18 protein-coding genes and 1 tRNA gene are annotated in these 19,072 nt (G+C 71.2%); 6 read left to right on the top strand and 13 right to left on the bottom strand.

The features are described from left to right. Window positions 1-4: 4 nt before the first annotated feature. From Saso_RS18390 to Saso_RS18370, 5 genes are all read right to left on the bottom strand, one after another. On the bottom strand, window positions 5-892 hold the full coding sequence (locus tag Saso_RS18390) for an HAD-IIB family hydrolase (RefSeq protein ID WP_189923742.1): 888 nt from the start codon (window positions 890-892) through the stop codon (window positions 5-7). A gap of 72 nt (window positions 893-964) precedes the next feature. After that, on the bottom strand, window positions 965-1,867 hold the full coding sequence (locus Saso_RS18385) for an LLM class flavin-dependent oxidoreductase (RefSeq protein WP_189923743.1): 903 nt from the start codon (window positions 1,865-1,867) through the stop codon (window positions 965-967). A gap of 42 nt (window positions 1,868-1,909) precedes the next feature. Then, window positions 1,910-2,353, bottom strand: coding sequence for a hypothetical protein (locus Saso_RS18380; RefSeq protein ID WP_189923744.1), 444 nt, complete (start codon window positions 2,351-2,353; stop codon window positions 1,910-1,912). A gap of 63 nt (window positions 2,354-2,416) precedes the next feature. Beyond that, a complete protein-coding gene (locus Saso_RS18375; protein WP_194540229.1) occupies window positions 2,417-2,980 on the bottom strand; it encodes an RNA 2'-phosphotransferase in 564 nt (187 codons plus the stop codon). A 247-nt stretch (window positions 2,981-3,227) separates the two neighbouring features. Continuing rightward, window positions 3,228-5,039: an SDR family oxidoreductase gene (locus Saso_RS18370; protein WP_189923747.1), complete on the bottom strand. Its 1,812-nt coding sequence runs from the start codon at window positions 5,037-5,039 to the stop codon at window positions 3,228-3,230. Between the two features lie 242 nt (window positions 5,040-5,281). Between Saso_RS18370 and Saso_RS18365 the strand changes: the two genes are divergently transcribed. From Saso_RS18365 to Saso_RS18340, 6 genes are all read left to right on the top strand, one after another. Further along, window positions 5,282-6,259 carry an ABC transporter ATP-binding protein gene (locus Saso_RS18365; protein ID WP_189923979.1) on the top strand — a complete coding sequence of 326 codons (978 nt, stop codon included), beginning with the start codon at window positions 5,282-5,284 and terminating at the stop codon, window positions 6,257-6,259. Beyond that, window positions 6,249-7,163 carry an ABC transporter permease gene (locus Saso_RS18360; RefSeq protein ID WP_189923749.1) on the top strand — a complete coding sequence of 305 codons (915 nt, stop codon included), beginning with the start codon at window positions 6,249-6,251 and terminating at the stop codon, window positions 7,161-7,163. The genes Saso_RS18365 and Saso_RS18360 overlap by 11 nt, the downstream gene beginning before the upstream one ends. Beyond that, window positions 7,160-8,071 (top strand): ABC transporter ATP-binding protein, encoded by a 912-nt coding sequence (locus Saso_RS18355; protein ID WP_189923751.1) that lies wholly within the window; start codon window positions 7,160-7,162, stop codon window positions 8,069-8,071. Before Saso_RS18360 ends, Saso_RS18355 begins: the two co-directional genes overlap by 4 nt. Before the next feature lie 11 nt (window positions 8,072-8,082). Further along, window positions 8,083-8,802 carry an ABC transporter permease subunit gene (locus tag Saso_RS18350; protein ID WP_189923753.1) on the top strand — a complete coding sequence of 240 codons (720 nt, stop codon included), beginning with the start codon at window positions 8,083-8,085 and terminating at the stop codon, window positions 8,800-8,802. A 94-nt stretch (window positions 8,803-8,896) separates the two neighbouring features. Beyond that, complete coding sequence (locus tag Saso_RS18345) at window positions 8,897-9,139, top strand: SGM_3592 family protein (RefSeq protein WP_189923755.1); 243 nt, start codon at window positions 8,897-8,899, stop codon at window positions 9,137-9,139. 321 nt (window positions 9,140-9,460) lie between these two features. Next, a tRNA-Ser gene (locus tag Saso_RS18340) sits at window positions 9,461-9,545 on the top strand. 298 nt (window positions 9,546-9,843) lie between these two features. On the opposite strand, the gene Saso_RS18335 is transcribed toward Saso_RS18340, so the two are convergent. The 8 genes from Saso_RS18335 to Saso_RS18300 all read right to left on the bottom strand — a co-directional run bounded on the left by Saso_RS18335 (window position 9,844) and on the right by Saso_RS18300 (window position 19,018). Beyond that, entirely contained in the window at window positions 9,844-10,650 is an 807-nt protein-coding gene (locus Saso_RS18335; protein WP_189923757.1) for an HAD family hydrolase, read from the bottom strand. Then, window positions 10,647-11,924, bottom strand: a complete 1,278-nt coding sequence (gene serS, locus Saso_RS18330) for a serine--tRNA ligase (protein WP_189923759.1) — start codon at window positions 11,922-11,924, stop codon at window positions 10,647-10,649. Before serS ends, Saso_RS18335 begins: the two co-directional genes overlap by 4 nt. A gap of 732 nt (window positions 11,925-12,656) precedes the next feature. Further along, window positions 12,657-13,589, bottom strand: coding sequence for a prephenate dehydratase (pheA, locus tag Saso_RS18325; RefSeq protein WP_189923761.1), 933 nt, complete (start codon window positions 13,587-13,589; stop codon window positions 12,657-12,659). A gap of 90 nt (window positions 13,590-13,679) precedes the next feature. Next, window positions 13,680-14,981, bottom strand: coding sequence for an iron uptake transporter deferrochelatase/peroxidase subunit (gene efeB, locus Saso_RS18320; protein WP_189923763.1), 1,302 nt, complete (start codon window positions 14,979-14,981; stop codon window positions 13,680-13,682). Between the two features lie 8 nt (window positions 14,982-14,989). Then, on the bottom strand, window positions 14,990-16,984 hold the full coding sequence (locus tag Saso_RS18315; protein WP_189923765.1) for a copper resistance CopC/CopD family protein: 1,995 nt from the start codon (window positions 16,982-16,984) through the stop codon (window positions 14,990-14,992). A 13-nt stretch (window positions 16,985-16,997) separates the two neighbouring features. Further along, window positions 16,998-17,423: a copper chaperone PCu(A)C gene (locus tag Saso_RS18310; RefSeq protein WP_189923981.1), complete on the bottom strand. Its 426-nt coding sequence runs from the start codon at window positions 17,421-17,423 to the stop codon at window positions 16,998-17,000. 50 nt (window positions 17,424-17,473) lie between these two features. Then, a complete protein-coding gene (locus Saso_RS18305; RefSeq protein WP_189923767.1) occupies window positions 17,474-18,124 on the bottom strand; it encodes an SCO family protein in 651 nt (216 codons plus the stop codon). A 135-nt stretch (window positions 18,125-18,259) separates the two neighbouring features. Next, window positions 18,260-19,018, bottom strand: coding sequence for a YcnI family copper-binding membrane protein (locus tag Saso_RS18300; RefSeq protein WP_189923769.1), 759 nt, complete (start codon window positions 19,016-19,018; stop codon window positions 18,260-18,262). Between the last annotated feature and the right edge of the window lie 54 nt (window positions 19,019-19,072).

Below are 19,072 nucleotides of genomic sequence, written 5' to 3'. Positions count from 1 at the left end.
TGGGCTAGCCCCGATCGGCGAGCAGCCGCTCGATGACGACGGCGACGCCGTCCTCGTTGTTGGCGACGGTCCGCCCGGAGGCCGCCGCGACCACGTCCGGGTGCGCGTTGCCCATCGCGTAGGACCGGCCTGCCCAGGTCAGCATCTCGACGTCGTTCGGCATGTCGCCGAAGGCGACGACCTCCTCGTGGGAGATGCCGCGTTCCGCGCAGCACAGGGCGAGGGTGCTGGCCTTGGAGACGTCGGGACCGCTGATCTCCAGCAGGGCGCTGGGGCTGGAGCGGGTGACGTTGGCGCGGTCACCGATCGCCAGCCGGGCGACGGTGAGGAAGGCGTCCGGGTCGAGGGTGGGGTGGAACGCGAGGATCTTCAGTACGGGTTCCCCGGCACCGGGTGCGTCCGGCGCCAGCAGCCGTTCGGCCGGCGCGAGGCTGTCGGGTATCTCCAGGTGCATCTTGGGATACTCCGGCTCCTGGTAGAAGCCGTACGTCTGCTCGACCGCGTACATGGTTCCGGGCGCCGCCTCCCGCAGCAGCCGCACGGCGTCCAGCGCGTTCTCCCGCGCCAGCTCGCGCACCTTCACGAACCGGTGGGCGCCGGTGCCGCCGTGCAGGTCGACCACGGCGGCACCGTTGCCGCAGATCGCCAGGCCGTGCCCGTGGACGTGGTCGCTGACCACGTCCATCCAGCGGGCCGGGCGGCCGGTGACGAAGAAGACCTCGATGCCCGCCTCCTCGGCGGCGGCGAGGGCGGCGACCGTGCGCGGGGAGACCGACTTGTCGTCGCGCAGCAGGGTGCCGTCGAGATCGGTGGCGATCAGCCGCGGCGGGAGAGCGGCGGCCGGGGTCTCGGGCTGTCGAGTCGCTGAGGTCACCGGGCCATTCTCCCGCATATGCGCGCACGCCCGTGAGGCGGCCCGCACGGATGAGGTGCCGCCGGGGGCGCGGATGACCTGATGCGGGGGTCAGCGCAGTTGCGCCGGCGCCTCCATGGCGATCTGCTCGAAGACCTTCTCGTCCGCCGCGAACACGGAGTCGGCGATGGGCCAGTGGACCACGATCTCCGTGAAGCCGAGCTCCCGGTGCCGTCCCGCGAAGTCGACGAAGGCGTTGAGGGACTCCAGCGGACGGCCGCGGTCCGGGGTGAAGCCCGTGAGCAGGATCTTGTCCAATTCCTGCACGTCCCGCCCGCGTGCGGCGCATGCGTCGGTGAGCTTGTCGACCTGGCCGCGAATGGCCTGAACCGACTGCTCGGGGGTGCCCTCCTCGTACAGCTTGGGGTCGCCCGTGGTCACCCAGGCCTGTCCGTACTGTGCCGCGAGCCGCAGTCCGCGGGGTCCGGTCGCGGCGATCGCGAAGGGCAGCCGCGGGCGCTGGACGCAGCCCGGGATGTTCCGAGCCTCGTGCGCCGAGTAGTAGTCGCCTTCATAGGAGACGGAGTCCTCGGTGAGCAGCCGGTCCAGCAGCGGTACGAACTCGGCGAGGCGGTCCGCCCGCTCGCGCGGGGTCCACGGCTCCTGCCCGAGGGCGGTGGCGTCGAAGCCGGTGCCGCCCGCGCCGATCCCCAGGGTCACCCGGCCGCCCGAGATGTCGTCCAGGGAGATCAGCTCCTTGGCGAGCGTCACCGGGTGCCGGAAGTTCGGGGAGGTCACGAGCGTGCCCAGGCGCAGCCGGTCGGTGACGGCCGCGGCGGCGGTGAGCGTCGGAAGGGCGCCGAACCACGGGCCGTCACGGAAGGTGCGCCAGGACAGGTGGTCGTAGGTGTACGCGCTGTGGAAGCCGAGCTGCTCGGCCCGTGTCCACGGGGAACGGCCCCCCTCGTTCCAGCGCTGGTACGGGAGGATCACGGTGCTCAGGCGCAGGCTCATGTCATCGAGCGTATGCGGCCGAGCGTGTTTCACGTGAAACGGTCACCGTACGCGGCCGCCCAGCCACGGAGTGAGGCCCACCAGGATGAACTCCTTGTGCACCCGGTCCTGCGGCAGCGGCACCATCAGGAAGTTGCCGGGCGGGAAGCGCCGGGCCTTGACCCAGGCGTGGCCGTCGTAGAGCGAGCGGAGGAAGGCCGGGACGTCATCGCGGTCGACGTCGGGACACTCCACGCCGTCGACGGTGATGAGGGCGTCGTCGTCGGGGAAGAGGCGCACGCTCACGGCGGGGCGGCCACCGAGTTCGACATGGGCCTCGTGCGGCAGTGAGCCGTCCGGGTCGGTCGTCACGCCCACCCCGGCCGAGCTGCGGCGGGAGGTCTGGTCGGCGCCTATGTCGTGCGTGACCCGGATGGCGAGCCCGTACTGCGTGGCGATCGTCCGCAGGGCGGTGACGGCGGCCTCGGTGGAGGGAAGGTGGTCCATACCTGTGATCATGCCGAAGAGACGGGTGCTACGGCAGGTGCGGGCGCCGTCCTTCCGATGCTCTCAGTGGTGTTCGGGGAAGCGCAGGTAGCGCACGGGTACGGCTTTGGTCAGCCACACACCGTTGGCGCTGACGTGGAAGACATGGCCTTCGCGGTGCATGGCGGCCGCGTCCACGGCGAGGACCACCGGGCGGCCACGGCGTGCTCCCACCCGGTTCGCGGTCTCCCGGTCGGCGGAGAGGTGCACGTCGTGCCGGTTCATGGGCCGTAGCCCCTCGGCCCGGATCGCTTCCAGCGAGCGGCCCACCGTCCCGTGGTAGAGGTACGGCGGCGGGGTCGCCGGGGGCAGCCCCAGGTCGACCTCGACGCTGTGGCCCTGGCTGGCGCGGATGCGGCTGCCGTCGACCGCGAAGCGCTTCTTGTCGTTCGCGGCGACGACATGGTCCAGCTCGTCACGGGTGAAGCGGAAGCCGTGCGCCGTGGCCGCCGCGATCAGGTCGTCGATCTCCACCCAGCCGGCTTCGTCGAGCGTGAGGCCGATGCGCTCGGGCTGGTGCCGCAGGTGCTTCGAGAGGTATTTCGACACCTTCACGGTGCGTCTCTCGTCCCTGTCCGTCTCGTTCATCCGCCCAGCATGACGGGAGAGACGCGCGTCACGCATTTTCTTTTGGGGTGGAGGTTTGATCCACAAGCAACTCGACTTATCCACAGCCTAGTTGCGCGTTCTGTGGACAACTCACGTCAGGAGCACATCTCTTCGCCAACGCCGCACCCGATCGCAGGACTTGTCCTCACGCGTCCCACGACGGCCTCCCCGCAGCCGAGTTCGAGAACCGTCGTGCGACGGAAGGCGGTTGGCGAGCGGAGCAGGCTCACGACAGAGGTGTGACGCGCGCCAGTGCCCTCAACGCCCCCGGCAGAAAACGCGACAGCGCACGGGCGCCCCGCGCCTCGGCGGTGACCGGCACCACCGCCTCGTTGCGCACGACCGCCCGCAGGATCGCGTCCGCCACCTTCTCCGGAGGGTAGTTGCGTATGCCGTACGCGCGCGTGGAGCGATCGCGGCGGCGCTGCTGCTCCTCGGCGTCCACCCCCACGAAGGCGGCCGTGGCAGTGATGTTGGTGTTCACCAGGCCGGGGCAGACGGCCGTGACGCCGATGTCCCGCCCGGCCAGTTCCGCGCGCAGGCACTCGCTCAGCATCAGGACGGCCGCCTTGGACGTGCTGTAGGCGGGCAGCACCCGGGACGGCAGATAGGCCGCCGCCGAAGCGGTGTTGACGATGTGACCGCCCTGTCCGCGCTCGGCCATCCGCCGCCCGAAGAGACGGCACCCGTGGATGACCCCCCACAGGTTGACGTCAAGGACGCGGCGCCAGTCGTCCGGCGTCGTGTCGAAGAAGGAGCCCGACAGGCCGATGCCGGCGTTGTTCACCAGCACGTCCAACACGCCGTGTTCCGCGTGGACTTTCTCCGCCAGCTGTTCCATCGCCCGCTCGTCGGAGACGTCGGCCGTCTCCGCCCAGGCCCCGCGCGCGCCCGACAGGAGGCACGTCTCGGCGGTGCGGGCCGCGCTCTCCGCGTCCCGGTCGACGGCGATCACCCGGGCGCCCGCAGCCGCGAACGCCAGTGCCGTGGCCCGGCCGATGCCGCTGCCCGCGCCGCTGACCAGGACCAGCCGGCCACCGAAACGTTCGGCGTACCGGGCGTCGGCGGGTGTGCGTCCCGGCCCGACTGCGCTGTCCGAGGCCCCCGTTGTCCCGACGGCGCCCTCCCCGTCCGTCTCGACCGAGGCGACGAAGTCGTCGATCCAGGTCGCGAGCAGGTCGGGCCGGGTGCGCGGGACCCAGTGCCCGGCCGGCAGGGAGCGCCGGGTCAACCGCGGTACCCACTGCTCCAGTTCGTCGTAGAGGCGCTCGGACAGGAACCGGTCCCCGGTGGGCGTGACGAGCTGCACGGGCGCGTGGGCGTGCGCGTCGGGGCGGGGACGGCGCAGCCTGGGCCGCACGTTGTCGCGGTACAGCCAGGCGCCGTGGGCCGCGTCCGAAGGCAGCGACGGCGTCGGGTAGTTGCCGGACGGGACCTTCTCGATCCGCCGCAGGATGCCCGGCCAGCGCTTGCCGAGCGGTCCGCGCCAGGCCAGTTCGGGCAGCGTCGGGGTGTGCAGCAGGTACACGTACCAGGACTTGGCGCCCTGGCCGAGGAGTTGACCGATGCGGCGCGGAGTGGGCCGCGCCAGACGCTTGTTGATCCAGTGGCCGAAGTGGTCGAGGGAAGGACCGGACATCGAGGTGAAGGACGCGATGCGCCCCCGGGTGCGCTCGACCGTCACGAACTCCCAGGCCTGCACCGATCCCCAGTCGTGCCCCACGAGGTGCACCGGCCGGTCCGGGCTGACCGCGTCCACGACCGCCAGGAAGTCGTCCGTGAGCTTGTCCAGGGTGAACCCGCCCCGCAGCGGCCGCGGCGCGCCGGAACGCCCGTGCCCGCGGACGTCGTACAGCACCACGTGCAGCCCGTGGACGTCCGCCAGCCGGGACGCGACCTCGGACCAGACCTCCTTGCTGTCCGGGTAGCCGTGGACCAGGACGACCGTCGGCTGTCCGGGGTCCCCCAGCTCGGCCACGCACAGCTCGATTCCGCCGCTTCGCACCCGCCGCTCACGCACGCCCTCCGGCAACGTCACTCCCCCTCCGCCTTCCCTCCGCGTCCATGTCCGCCTCCGCCACTCGGCATCGCCGAATGTGGCAGTTGTTAGAGGCGGCGTCAACAGGCGGGTGCCAGGCCCGCGGAAAAGCCGCCGACGGCCGCCCGTAGCTCTCAGGCATGGCATCCCCTACGGTCCCGTACATCTGAGGTCTGAGGCGAAGACGGCTCTGAGGTCTGACGAATATCGTGGCGTGCGTCACTACTTTCGATGACGTGACTGTGATCGTGACCGAAAGCCTGAGCAAGCGGTTCCCCCGGGTGACCGCGCTTGACCGGCTCTCCGTGGACGTCGGGCCCGGTGTGACCGGGCTCGTCGGCGCCAACGGAGCCGGCAAGTCCACACTGATCAAGATCCTGCTGGGTCTGTCGCCCGCCACCGAGGGCCGAGCCGAGGTGCTCGGTCTCGACGTCGCGACCAAGGGCGCCGCCATCCGCGAGCGCGTCGGCTACATGCCGGAACACGACTGCCTGCCGCCCGACGTCTCGGCCACCGAGTTCGTCGTGCACATGGCCCGCATGTCCGGCCTGCCGCCGACCGCCGCCCGCGAGCGCACCGCGGACACACTGCGCCACGTCGGCCTGTACGAGGAGCGCTACCGGCCCATCGGCGGCTACTCCACCGGCATGAAGCAGCGCGTGAAGCTCGCCCAGGCCCTCGTCCACGACCCGCAGCTGGTCTTCCTGGACGAGCCGACCAACGGGCTCGACCCGGTCGGCCGGGACGAGATGCTCGGGCTCATCCGCCGCATCCACACCGACTTCGGCATCTCGGTCCTGGTCACCTCCCACCTGCTGGGCGAACTGGAACGCACCTGCGACCACGTCGTCGTCGTCGACGGCGGCAAGCTCCTGCGCTCCAGCTCCACCACCGACTTCACCCAGACCACCACCACCCTCGCCATCGAGGTCACCGACACCGACGAGCACCCGGACGGCACCCGCGCGGTCCGCGAGGCGCTGCACGCGCGCGGCGTCGAGGTCCTGGACGCCGACAGCGGCCTGCCGGGAGCGGGCCACGTCCTGCTCCTGACCGCCCGCGGCGAGGACACGTACGACGTCGTCCGGGACGTGGTCGCCGACCTCGGCCTCGGTCTGGTGCGCATGGAACAGCGCAGGCACCACATCTCCGAGGTCTTCACCGACTCCGGCACCAGCAACGACCAGCAGCACAAGGAGGCCGTCGGCCATGGCGGTTGAGCACCCGGTCGCCGCCCCCACGGGCGGGCCCGACCAGACCCGCATCCACAACATCGGCTACCGCAGCTACGACGGGCCCCGCCTGGGCCGCGCCTACGCCCGCCGCTCCCTCTACTCGCAGTCCCTGCGCGGCGCCTACGGCCTCGGCCGTTCGGTGAAGTCCAAGGTGCTGCCGATGCTGCTGTTCGTCGTGATGTGCGTTCCCGCGGCCATCATGGTCGCCGTCGCGGTCGCCACCAAGGCCAAGGAACTGCCCGTCGACTACACGCGTTACGCGATCATCATGCAGGCCGTCATCAGCCTGTACGTCGCCTCGCAGGCACCCCAGTCCGTCTCGCGCGACCTGCGCTTCAAGACCGTGCCGCTGTATTTCTCGCGGCCCATCGAGACGTCCGACTACGTGCGCGCGAAGTTCGCGGCGCTGGCCTCGGCGCTCTTCGTGCTCACCGCCGCCCCGCTGCTGGTGCTGTACATCGGCGCGCTGCTGGCCAAGCTGGACTTCGCCGACCAGACCAAGGGCTTCGCCCAGGGAATCGTGTCCGTGGCACTGCTCTCACTGCTCTTCGCCGGCCTCGGCCTGGTCATCGCCTCGGTGACCCCGCGGCGCGGCTTCGGCATCGCCGCCGTCATCGCCGTACTGACCATCTCCTACGGCGCCGTCTCCACGCTCCAGGCCATCGCCGACGCGCAGAACAGCACCGGTTCCATCCCCTGGATCGGCCTGTTCTCGCCGGTCACCCTCATCGACGGCGTGCAGTCCGCGTTCCTGGGAGCCGCCTCCGCCTTCCCGGGCGCGATCGGCCCGTCCCACGGGGAGGGCGCCGTCTACGTGCTCGTCGTCCTCGGACTCATCGCCGCGAGCTACGGCCTCCTGGTGCGCCGCTACCGAAGGATCGGACTGTGACCACGCTCAGCATCGACCACGTCTCCCGCTGGTTCGGCAACGTGGTCGCCGTCAACGACATCACCATGACCATCGGTCCGGGCGTCACCGGTCTGCTCGGTCCCAACGGCGCCGGCAAGTCCACCCTCATCAACATGATGGGCGGCTTCCTGGCCCCCTCCACCGGCACGGTCACCCTCGACGGGCAGCCGGTCTGGCGCAACGAGGCGATCTACCGGCACATCGGCATCGTCCCCGAGCGGGAGGCGATGTACGACTTCCTCACCGGCCGCGAGTTCGTGGTGGCCAACGCCGAGCTGCACGGTCTGGGCGCCAAGGCCGCCCAGCAGGCGCTCGCCACGGTCGAGATGGAGTACGCGCAGGACCGCAAGATCTCCACGTACTCCAAGGGCATGCGGCAGCGCGTGAAGATGGCCAGCGCCCTCGTCCACGAGCCGTCGCTGCTCCTGCTCGACGAGCCCTTCAACGGCATGGACCCGCGGCAGCGCATGCAGCTCATGGACCTGCTGCGGCGCATGGGCGACGAGGGCCGCACGGTGCTGTTCTCGTCCCACATCCTCGAAGAGGTCGAGCAGCTCGCCTGGCACATCGAGGTCGTGGTCGCCGGTCGGCACGCGGCCAGCGGTGACTTCCGCAAGATCCGCCGCCTGATGACCGACCGCCCGCACCGCTACCTCGTGCGCTCCAGCGACGACCGCGCCCTCGCGGCCGCGCTGATCGCCGACCCGTCGACGTCCGGCATCGAGGTCGACCTCGCCGAGGGCGCGCTGCGCGTCCAGGCCGTCGACTTCGGCCGCTTCACCGCACTGCTGCCCAGGGTCGCCAGGGACCACGGCATCCGGCTGCTGACCGTCTCGCCGTCCGACGAGTCGCTCGAGTCCGTCTTCTCGTATCTCGTCGCGGCGTAGGAGGCCGAAAGATGTACGACCCCACAGTCGCCCGGCTCACCTACCGAGCCCTGCTCGGCCGTCGCCGGGCCCTCATTCTGGGCGCCCTGCCCCTGCTGCTGATCGCCATCTCGGTGGTGGTGCGCGGCCTCGCGGGCGCCGACGACCAGACGGCGTCCGACCTGCTCGGCGGGCTCGCGCTCGCCACCATGGTGCCGATCATCGGCGTCATCGCCGGCACGGGCGCGATCGGTCCGGAGATCGACGACGGCTCCGTCGTCTACCTGCTCTCCAAGCCGCTGAAGCGGCCCACGATCATCTTCACCAAGCTGATCGTGGCGATCGCCGTGACGATGGTCTTCTCGGCGCTGCCGACGCTCGTCGCCGGGTTCATCCTCAACGGCAACGGCCAGCAGATCGCCGTCGCCTACACGGTGGCCGCGCTGGTCTCCTCCATCGCCTACGCGGCGGTGTTCCTGCTGCTGGGCACGGTGTCCCGGCACGCGGTGGTCTTCGGGCTCGTCTACGCGCTCGTCTGGGAGGCGCTGTTCGGCTCCCTCGTGCCCGGTGCGCGCACGCTCAGCATTCAGCAGTGGTCGCTGGCCGTCGCCCACAAGGTGGCCGGCGGGGACCTCGTCACCTCCGACGTCGGGCTGACGACGGCGACGGTGCTGCTGGTCGTGGTGACCGTGCTGGCCACCTGGTACGCGGGACAGAAGCTGCGGGCGCTGAAGCTCGCGGGCGAGGAGTGAGCGGTCCCGCCGTCCGGCGGGACGTCTCCTCTTGACGGTGGCTTCACCCGGGTCCCGGCACACTGGGCGGAGCAGAAAGGGCGGGGAGGGCGCGATGGCGGACGACGACGAGGTGAGCGGCGGTCGCGAGCGGTCCGAGGACGAGGTCTGGGCCGGTCTCGTCCTGGACGAGGACTTCGTACGGGCCGCCGGGACGGCCGAGCCGTCCGCCCGGGCCCGGATGCTGGCCGCGCGCTGGCGCGCGCAGGAGCCCGAACCGCAGCCCTGGCGGTCCGACGAGCCGCCCGCGGGGTGGTTCTTCAGCAAGGCGCGACGCCGTCGGTGGCGCCGCGGGTAACGCCGTTCAGCCCCTCCCTTCGGCCTCTTCGCCCCCCGTCGTCTCCGTCGCCTCCCCGGACTCGCACGCTTGTTTTATTCGGTGGCGTTCGGACTCGCCCGCCGGGCACAGTGGTCGTACCCACGGGACCGGAGGGATCCGGTGCCGCAGACCGGGAGCGGAACGCGACGACGCCCATGCACGGCGGTCCGTCGGGTTCCCTTCAGGGCAGCCCGCGGCGGGGCACGGAGTAGTTACGCCTCCGGAACCCGTCCGCGCGGGGAGCTGCCCGGGGCGGCCGCTTCGAGCACGCGATGTCGCTCTCGCGTGGGCCGCCCACCCGGAGGATTGGCCGAGAGGCAAGGCACCGGCTCACTGGGCCGAGGTCGGGGGGGACCCCGCGCACGTTCGAATCGTGCATCCTCCACGGGGCGTTGTCACTGGGACTTGGCGGGGGTTGTGCCGGGGGTGGCCGGGGGCCGGGGATTGGCCGGTGGCCGGTGGCCGAGGGCCGGGTGTGGCCGGGGTCGGTGTTGGCCTACGGCCGCGGCGCGAGGGCCATGGGGGCATGGCGGTCGAGGGGCGGGTGCGGGTGCGTCGTGGCTGGGCGCGCAGTTCCCCGCGCCCCTGATCGCCTGCGGCGATCGGCCGCGCCGGCGGCGCACTGCGTAACCACCCGGGGCCCTGGTCGCCTGCGGCGATCGGCTGCGTCGGCGGGGACCGCGTCAGTGGGGGAGGAGGGATTCGAGTTTTGTGGCCACGCCGTCTTCCTCGTTGGAGGCGGTCACCTCGTCGGCGACGGCCTTCAGTTCCTCGTGGGCGTTGGCCATGGCCACGCTCCGGGCGGCCCAGGCGAACATCGGGATGTCGTTGGGCATGTCGCCGAAGGCGATCGTGTCGGCGGCCTTCAGGCCCAGGCGGCGGGCCGCCAGGGAGAGGCCCGTGGCCTTGGAGAGGCCCAGGGGCAGCAGTTCCACGATGCCCGCTCCGGCCATGGCGACCGTCACGAAGCCGCCCGCGGCCCGGCGGGCAGCCTCGGCCAGCGCGTCGTCCGACAGCTCCGGATGCTGTATGTAGATCTTGCTCAGCGGCGCCGACCAGAGGTCGGACGCGTCGGTGAACGGCGTCGACGGCAACGCGCCGGTGAGCGCGTAGCCGGGCCCGACCAGCACGTCTCCGTCCAGGCCGTCGCGGCTCGCCGCGAGGTACAGCGGGCCGACCTCCGCCTCGATCTTGGCGAGCGCCACCCCGGCCAGCTGCCGGTCCAGGGTCACCGAGGTCAGCAGGCGGTGCGCGCCGGCATCGTAGACCTGGGCGCCCTGACCGCAGACCGCGAGACCGTCGTAGCCGAGGTCGTCGAGGACGTGCCGGGTCCACGCGACCCCGCGGCCCGTGACCACGATGTGCGAGGCGCCCGCCGCGGTGGCCGCGGCGAGGGCGTCACGCGTGCGCTGCGAGACCGACTCGTCGGAGCGCAGGAGCGTCCCGTCGAGGTCGGTCGCGATCAGGCGGTAGGGGAAGGCGCCGCTCACTTGGCCACCGGCTCCAGGATCTCCCGGCCGCCGAGGTACGGGCGCAGCACCTCGGGCACGTACACGGAGCCGTCGGCCTGCTGGTGGTTCTCCAGGATCGCGACGATCGTGCGGGGGACGGCGCACAGCGTGCCGTTGAGCGTGGCCAGCGGGCGGACCTGCTTGCCCTCGCGGACGCGGATCGACAGCCGGCGCGACTGGAACTCGGTGCAGTCCGACGTCGAGGTCAGCTCGCGGTACTTGCCCTGCGTCGGGATCCACGCCTCGCAGTCGAACTTGCGGGCGGCCGAGGAGCCGAGGTCACCGGTGGCGACGTCGATGACCCGGAACGGCAGCTCCAGCGACGACAGCCACTGCTTCTCCCAGGCCAGCAGGCGCTGGTGCTCGGCCTGCGAGTCCTCGGGCTTGACGTACGAGAACATCTCCACCTTGTCGAACTGGTGGACGCGGAAGATGCCCTTGGTGTCCTTGCCGTGCGAACCGGCCTCGCGGCGGAAGCACGGCGAGAAGCCCGCGTAGCGCAGCGGCAGCTTCTCCGCGTCGATGATCTCGTCCATGTGGTACGCGGCGAGGGGGACCTCGGAGGTGCCGACGAGGTAGAGGTCGTCCTTGTCCAGGTGGTAGACGTCCTGGGCCGCCTGGCCGAGGAAGCCGGTGCCCGCCATGGACTGGGGGCGGACCAGCGCCGGGGTCAGCATCGGCGTGAAGCCGGCGGCCGTGGCCTGCGCGATCGCCGCGTTCACCAGGGCCAGCTCGAGCAGGGCGCCGACGCCGGTGAGGAAGTAGAAGCGGGAGCCGGAGACCTTGGCGCCGCGCTCGACGTCGATCGCGCCGAGGATCTTGCCGAGCTCCAGGTGGTCCTTGGGCTCGAAGCCCTCGGCGCCGAAGTCGCGGATCGCGCCGTGCGTCTCGAGCGTGACGAAGTCCTCCTCGCCGCCCACGGGCACGTCGGGGTGCACGAGGTTGCCGAGCCGCTGGAGCAGCTCCTGGGTCTCGGCGTCGGCGGCGTCGCGCTCGGCGTCGGCGGCCTTGACGTCGGCGGCGAGCTGGCTCGCCTTCTTCAGCAGCTCGGCCTTCTCGTCCGCGGAGGCCTTGGGGATGAGCTTGCCGAGCGCCCTCTGCTCGGCACGCAGCTCGTCGAAGCGGACGCCGGACGACCTGCGCCGCTCGTCGGCGGAGAGGAGGGAGTCGACGAGCGCGACGTCCTCTCCACGGGCGCGCTGGGAAGCGCGCGCACGGTCGGGGTCCTCACGGAGCAGGCGAAGGTCAATCACGCGGCCAAGGCTACCCGTGCGGGGTTGCGGCTCACGACACCATTCCGTACCGGGCGCGGGCTGTTCCGAATCGCCGCTTACGATGCGTTATGGGCGAATTGCCGAGCGTGTCAATAAAAAGTGTCTCACTCCCTGGGACGGGGCAGGGCGCGGGCGCCTGCTTGACTCGATTCCCTTGCGCGACAGGGCACTTGAGTGGGGTGTTGTCCACAGGTGGTGACCCTTCCGGATCAGTTATCCACAGGGTGTGCGAAAGATCTGTGGACATTGGAATTGATCATTCCGATTCCGCCGGGCGGGGTGTGTAATTCCTTGCCCAAACCTGTCGTGGGCCCACTTTCGGGTGGAAATGGGTCGCCCCAAAGGATTGATCGAAGGAAACAGGTGGACGAAGGGTGAGGTGAAGGGTCGGGGGCCCGGTGCGGGGTTGTAGGGCGATTTGTCGACTGGATGGCACTTCGTTGTCGACTTGTCCCCAGGTCGAGAAGCGCTCCTGTGGATAACTTCTGTGGATAACGCGGACGTGTAGACGGGACCGGCGCCGGAAGGGCGGCAGCAGCCGCAACGACGCCAACGGCCGGAATGGCCGGACGGGCCGCAACGGCCGGAGCAGCCGTGGATCGGCGAGGTGTTCGGCCCCGGAATCCGGCCGGTCCGGTCCGGTCCGGTCAGGAATCGGCGGGTGCCGCTCTCACGACCGGTCGGCACCGCACCGGATCGGCGGGCACGGTTTCAGAACCGGCCGTCCTGGCAGCGCGCCACCCAGTCCGACGCCGCCACGAACTCCAGGTCGGACGTTCCCGGCAGCGGAACCGCCACGTCCGCCGCGCTCACTTCCGCACGCGGGTACGAACCCAGGAAACGGACCTCACGGCAGATGCGCTTGAGCCCCATGAGCGCCTCGGCCATCCGGCGGTCGGAGATATGCCCCTCGGCGTCGATGCAGAAGCAGTAGTTGCCGATGCCCGCGCCCGTGGGGCGCGACTGGAGCAGCATGAGGTTGACGCCCCGGGTGGCGAACTCGCCCAGCAGGTCGCGCAGGCCGCCGGGATGGTCGTCGCGCTGCCACAGCACGACGGACGTCTTGTCGGCTCCGGTCGGCGCGGCGGGCCGGGCGGGCCTGCCCACCAGCACGAACCGGGTCTGGGCGTTCTCCGCGTCGTGGATCCCGGTCTCCAGCGCGGTCAGCCCGTACCGGGTGGCGGCGAACTCGCCGGCGAAGGCCGCGTCGTAACGGCCCTCCTGGACCAGCCGTGCGGCGTCCGCGTTCGACGCGGCGGACTCCCAGACGGCTTCCGGCAGGTGCGCCTTGAGCCAGTTGCGCACCTGCGGCTGGGCGGCCGGGTGCGCGGAGACCGTCTTGATGTCCGAGAGCTTCGTCCCGGGCCGGACCAGCAGCGCGAAGGTGATGGACAGCAGCACCTCGCGGTAGATCATCAGCGGGGTGCCGGCGACCAGCTCGTCCAGGGTGGTGGTGATTCCGCCCTCGACGGAGTTCTCGATGGGGACGAACGCGGCCTCGGCCTCGCCGTTGCGTACCGCGTCGAGCGCGGACTGTACCGACACGTAAGGGATCAGCTGCCGGGTGGCCGCCTCCGGAAGCGTGCGCAGGGCGACCTCCGTGAAGGTGCCCTCGGGACCGAGGTACGCGTAGCTCGCTGGCATGACCTCACCCTAATGGCCCTTGCCCGGGCAGGTGCGCGCGTCTCACGACCGGCCCCTCGCAGGAATGAATCCGCGCGGTGGGGCGTGACCTCACGCCTCCAGCAGCCGCTGCCCCACGTACTCCCCCTCCGCCGCCCCGCCGGGCACCGCGAACAGGCCGCTCGACTCGTGGCGGACGTACGTCGACAGGGCGTCACCGCGGTCCAGCTTGCGCTGCACGGTGACGAAGCCGCGCAGCGGGTCCGCCTGCCAGCAGACGAACAGCAGCCCTGCGTCCACGGTGCCGTCCGCGGCGATGCCGTCGTGGTACGAGAAGGGGCGCCGCAGCATCGCCGCACCGCCGTTCTGGTCCGGGCGGCTGATCCGGGCGTGTGCGTTGATCGGCACGACCAGATCGCCGTTCGCGTCGGTCTTCTCCAGGTCCATGTCGGTCGTCTCGGTGCCCCCCGACAGTGCCGCGCCGTCGGACTTGCGGCGCCCGATGACCTGTTCCTGCGCCGTGACCGAGAGCTTCTCCCAGTCGTCGAGCAGCATGCGGATACGGCGTACGACGGCGTAGGAGCCGTTCACCATCCACGCGGGGTCCTTGGCGCTGTCCGCCGGGACGAAGATGCGCCGGTCGAAGTCGGGCTCGGCCGGCTTGGGATTGCGGGTGCCGTCCATCTGGCCCATCAGGTTGCGGGCCGTCATGGGGTGGGCGGTCGCGCCCGGCGTCCGGTTGAAGCCGTTCATCTGCCAGCGCACCTTCGCCGCGCCGCCCGCGTCCTTCTGGATCGCGCGCAGGGCGTGGAAGGCGACCAGGGCGTCGTTCGCGCCGATCTGCACCCACAGGTCGCCGTTGCTGCGGGTCCTGTCGAGGTGGTCGGAGGAGAAGTCCGGGAGTGGATCGAGCGCCACCGGGCGCTGCTTCTCCAGGCCGGTGCGGGCGAAGAAGCTGTTGCCGAAACCGAAGGTGACCGTCAGCGAGGAGGGACCCGCGTCCAGGGCCACGCCGGTGTCGCCGGTGGCGGCGGTCTCACCCGCCATCAGCCGCCGCGCGGTCCCCGACCAGCGGCGCAGCAACGCGGCGGCCTCCTTGCGGCCCGCGCCGGCCGCGAGGTCGAAGGCGACGAGGTGGCCTCGGGCCTGGAGGCCCTGGGTGATCCCGGGCTGATGTTTCACGTGGAACATCACCTCGTCGGCGCCGATCGAGGACAGCGGCGACGCCTGCGAGGGGGCGGCGGCGTACCCGACGGCGCCGCCGGCCGCGCCGAGCGCGAGTCCGGTGGCCCCGGCGGTGCCGAGCAGCCTGCGTCGCGTCAGACCCCCGGGGTCCGGCGCGGTGACGCCTTCTTCTGCTGCCGGGGACGCGGGGGCCTCGGGAAGGGACTGCGGGGTGGACTGCTCGGGCATGGTGCGGTTCAGCCGATCTGCGCGTTCTTGGAGACGGTCACCTGGTCGATGTCGGAGGTCCGTACGGTGACGGCGACCTCCCATTCGCCGGCCACGGGGATCTGCACGCCGTTCGCCGACCAGTGGCCGGTGGTGATGTGGTCGGGGGCGACGGGAAGCGGCCCGATCTTCTTGGCTTCGAGGGTGAAGGCCACCTTGACCTCCGGCACGTCGAAGGCGCGGCCGTTGGGCCGGGTCACATAGACGTGCATCTCGTTGGGGCCGGTACGCGCCGGGTCGAGGTCGACGCTGACCACGCCCTTGCCGTCCGTGCCGCCGGTGTCGAAGGACATGTCCAGTGTCAGGGCGCCCGAGGCGGAGTCCGCCGGGTCGGAGTTCGCCGAGGAGGCGGACGACGAGCGGTTGGCCGCGGCGGCCTCCTGCTCCGTACGGCCGGGTTCGGTCGATGTCAGCACGGTGGTGACGGCGAGCACCACGACGGCGACACCGGCCTCGGCGAGCACCGAACGCCGCAGACCGGAGCGCCCGGTGTCGGAGTTCCGCAGCCGCTTCTGCCGGGTGGCGTCCACGGCGGCCCGCTGCCGGGCGAGCTGGGCGGCCCGCTCGGTGTCGGCCGGGGCCCTCCCGGAGCCGTTCGCGTCCGGCCCGGTGCCGTCGGACGTCTGCCCGGCCGCGTCGGAGGTCGCGGCCGGTGCCGTGACGTGCTCCTTCTCGGGCGCGGCCGTCGCCGCCGCTTCCCCGGGCGCGGACGTCGCCGCCGCTTCCTCGACCGCGGTGTCCGCCAGTCGCGCCGTCCACCGCCGGGAGATCGACGCGATGCCGACGAGCAGCGCCACGAGCCCGATCTTGACCAGCAGCAGCTGCCCGTACCGGGTGTCGGTGAAGGCCGACCAGGAGCCGAGCTGGCGCCAGGACTGGTAGGTGCCGGTGGCGACGACCACGAGGACGCTGCCGAAGGCCAGCCGGGAGAAGCGGCGCGCGGCCGCGGTGTCGACGGGCCGGTCGGCGGGCGCCCGGAAGAGGGCGACGAGAAGGGCGGTGAGCCCGCCGAGCCAGGTGGCGACGGCGAGCAGGTGCAGGACGTCGACGGGCATCGCGATGCCCGGCTGGAGTCCGGTCGAGGCGTGCTCCGCCATGGCCCAGCTGGCCGCGAGTCCGGCGGCCACGACCGTCCCGCCGATGGCGAGGCCGAAGGTGAGGTCCCGCTTCTCGTCGCCCTCGCGCTTGTCGTAGGCGCCGAAGAGCACGGCGATGAACAGCGCGGCAGCGGCGAGCAGCAGCAGCCGGGAGACGAGCGCCGCGCCGGTCTTGGTCTGGAGGACGTCACCGAGGAGGGCGAGGTCGAAGATGTCGCCGATCTTCCCGGAGCCGGTGTAGGAGCCGCGCAGGAGCAGCAGGAAGAGGGTGGCCGCGGTCATCGCGACCCAGCCGGAGACGACGAGCCGCTGGAGGGCGCGCACGCCGCTGCCGCGCTGCCAGCAGACCAGCACGAAGGCGGCCCCGCCGGCCAGCACGATGAAGCCGGCGTACGACAGGTAGCGGCCGAAGCCGTAGAGCCAGCCGACGACTCCGCCGCCCGCCGTCCGGTCGGACACCGAGACGCTGGTCTCGGAGGGGGAGCCGATGGAGAAGGTGTAGGCGCCGGCGACCGGGTGGCTGTCGGCGGACACCACCTGGTAGGTCACGGTGTAGGTGCCGTCGGGCAGCCCCGAGTGCAGCTGCACGGCGTAGGTCGTGCCGCTGACCTCGGAGGGCTTGCCGGTGTCGACGCGGGTGCCCTTGGGGTCCAGGACGCGCAGCGAGTCGTCGTTGAGGGAGACGGTCTCGGAGAAGGTCAGTGACACCTGTGTGGGAGCCTTGTCGACCACCACCCCCTGCGCGGGGTCGCTGCCGGTCAGCGCGGCGTGCGCGGATGCGGGTGCCGCACCGGTCAGGAGTGCGCCGGTGACCGCCAGGAACAGCAGTACGAGCATCCGGATGCGGGGGGCGATGGTCTGCGTCAAGGTGGTCCCTCCCTCAGTTGCCGGTCGCCGGGACGTACGTGGCGGACTCCACCGGGATCTCGACCTCGAGCGGGTCGGACGTGGCGAAGCGCAGTTCCACGGTCACCTTCTCGCCCCGCACCGGCTTGCTCTTCAGCTTCTCGAACATCAGATGGTTTCCACCGCTCTTGAACACGAGTTGACCGTGTGCGGGCACGTCCAGTGAGCTGACCTGCTCCATCGACGACCCGACGGTCTCGTGGAGGGTGACGCTGCCCGCCGCGGTGGTCGTGACGGAGGTCAGTTCGTCCTTCGCGCCGCCCTTGTTGACGATGGTCAGGAACCCGGCGGCCATGCTGTCGGAGACGGGCTGCGGGATGTAGGCGGCACGGACGGAGAGTTCGGCCCGTCCGCCGGAGTCCGATCCGCAGCCGGCGAGCAGCAGCGCCCCGGTGACCATCGCGGTGGGCAGGGTGAGCAGTCGTATCGGCCGCGAGGGCTTCGCAGACCTCACGGGTTCTCGCCCTTGACGATCTTGGGGAGGTCCTTGGTGTAGTCGTCGACGGTGGCCTCCTCGTCGAAGAGGAGGTACCCCCCGTCCGTCTTCGGGGAGAAGGCGATGACCTGGGTGCCGTGGGTGGAGACGGTCTTGCCGTTCTTGTCCTTGTGCGGCGCCTCGACGGAGATCCCGAGGGAGTAGGCGGCGGCCTGGATCGTGGCGAACTTGCCGCTGAGGCCGACGACCTGCGGATCGATGCCCTTGAGCCACTTGCCGAGCGCCGCGGGGGTGTCCCGATCGGGGTCGGTGGTGACGAACACGACGCGCAGCCGGTCCTGGTCGGCCTTGGACAGCTGCTTCTTGGCGACGGCGATGTTGTTCATCGTCAGCGGGCAGACGTCGGGGCAGTTGGTGTAGCCGAAGTAGATCAGCGTCGGGTGACCCGCGGTCTCCTTGCGCAGGTCGTAGCTCTTGCCCTGGGTGTCGGTGAGGGTCAGGGCGGGCTTGGTGAAGGGCTGGTCGAGGACGGTCACGACCTGCTGCTTGCCGTCCTGGGAGACCGCGGCGACGGAGCTGCCGCCGCCGTCGCCGGTGCCGCACGCGGAGAGGGTGAGGGTGGCGGCGGCCAACAGCGCGGCCGCGGCGAACGTCTTCTTGCGCATAGAGAAATGTCCCAGATGTGTGAACTCCGGTGCGCACCGGGGGGAAGGGGCGGGGTGTACGACAGGGCGTACAGCCCCCGGTGCGCACCGTGGGGGAACAGGCGCCGGGCGGTCGGGGCCGCCCGGCACGGGGGCTCAGGCTTCGGTGGTGGTGCGGCGGCGGCCGGCGAGCACGCCGTACGCGACACCGGCGGCGCCGACGACGATGCCGACCACGCCGAGGACGCGGGCGGTGGTGTCACTGCCGTCGGAGTCGGAGGCGGCCTCGGTGGTGGTGGCCGTCGCCTTCGCGTCGTCGGACTTGTCGGAGGCGTCCTCGGCGCCCGCTCCGTGATGGCCGTCCTCGGAGGCGGCGGTCAGGGCGAGCACGGGGGCCGGGTTCTCCGGCTCCTCGGCGCCGTCCTCCTGGACCTCGATCCAGCGGACGACCTCCTTGTTGGAGTACGTCTGGATCGCCTTGAAGACGAGTTCGTCGGTGTCCTCGGGGAGCGCGCCGACGGAGACGGGGAACTTCTGGAAGTAGCCGGCCTCGATGCCCTTGCCGGTGGCGGTCCAGGTGATCTTGGAGACGGCCTCGGAGATCTGCTTGCCGTGCACCTCGATGGGCTTGGCGAGCTTCGACTTGGTGACGTCGATCTTCCAGCCGTTGATCGGCTCGGGCATCGCCGAGGTCAGCGGGTGGTCGGCCGGGAAGGCGACCTCGAGCTTGGTGGTCGAGGCGTTGTCCCGCTCGTTGGGGACCTTGAAGTCGACGACCGCGTAACCGCCCTTGGCGGCACTGCCCTCGGCGGCGACGCTGACGTGCGCGAAGGCGGGTCCGGACAGGACGAGGACGGCGCAACCGGCGACGGCTGCGGCGGCGGTGACGCGGGTGGCGATACGAGAGGCCTTCATGACAGCGAGCACTCCACTCTGAGTGAATCTGCGGGTGAGGAAGGCGTGGGCACG

Origin of the sequence: Streptomyces asoensis, assembly GCF_016860545.1 — a bacterium.
Lineage (GTDB): Bacteria > Actinomycetota > Actinomycetes > Streptomycetales > Streptomycetaceae > Streptomyces > Streptomyces asoensis.
This window is presented reverse-complemented; position numbering and strand designations above follow the sequence as displayed.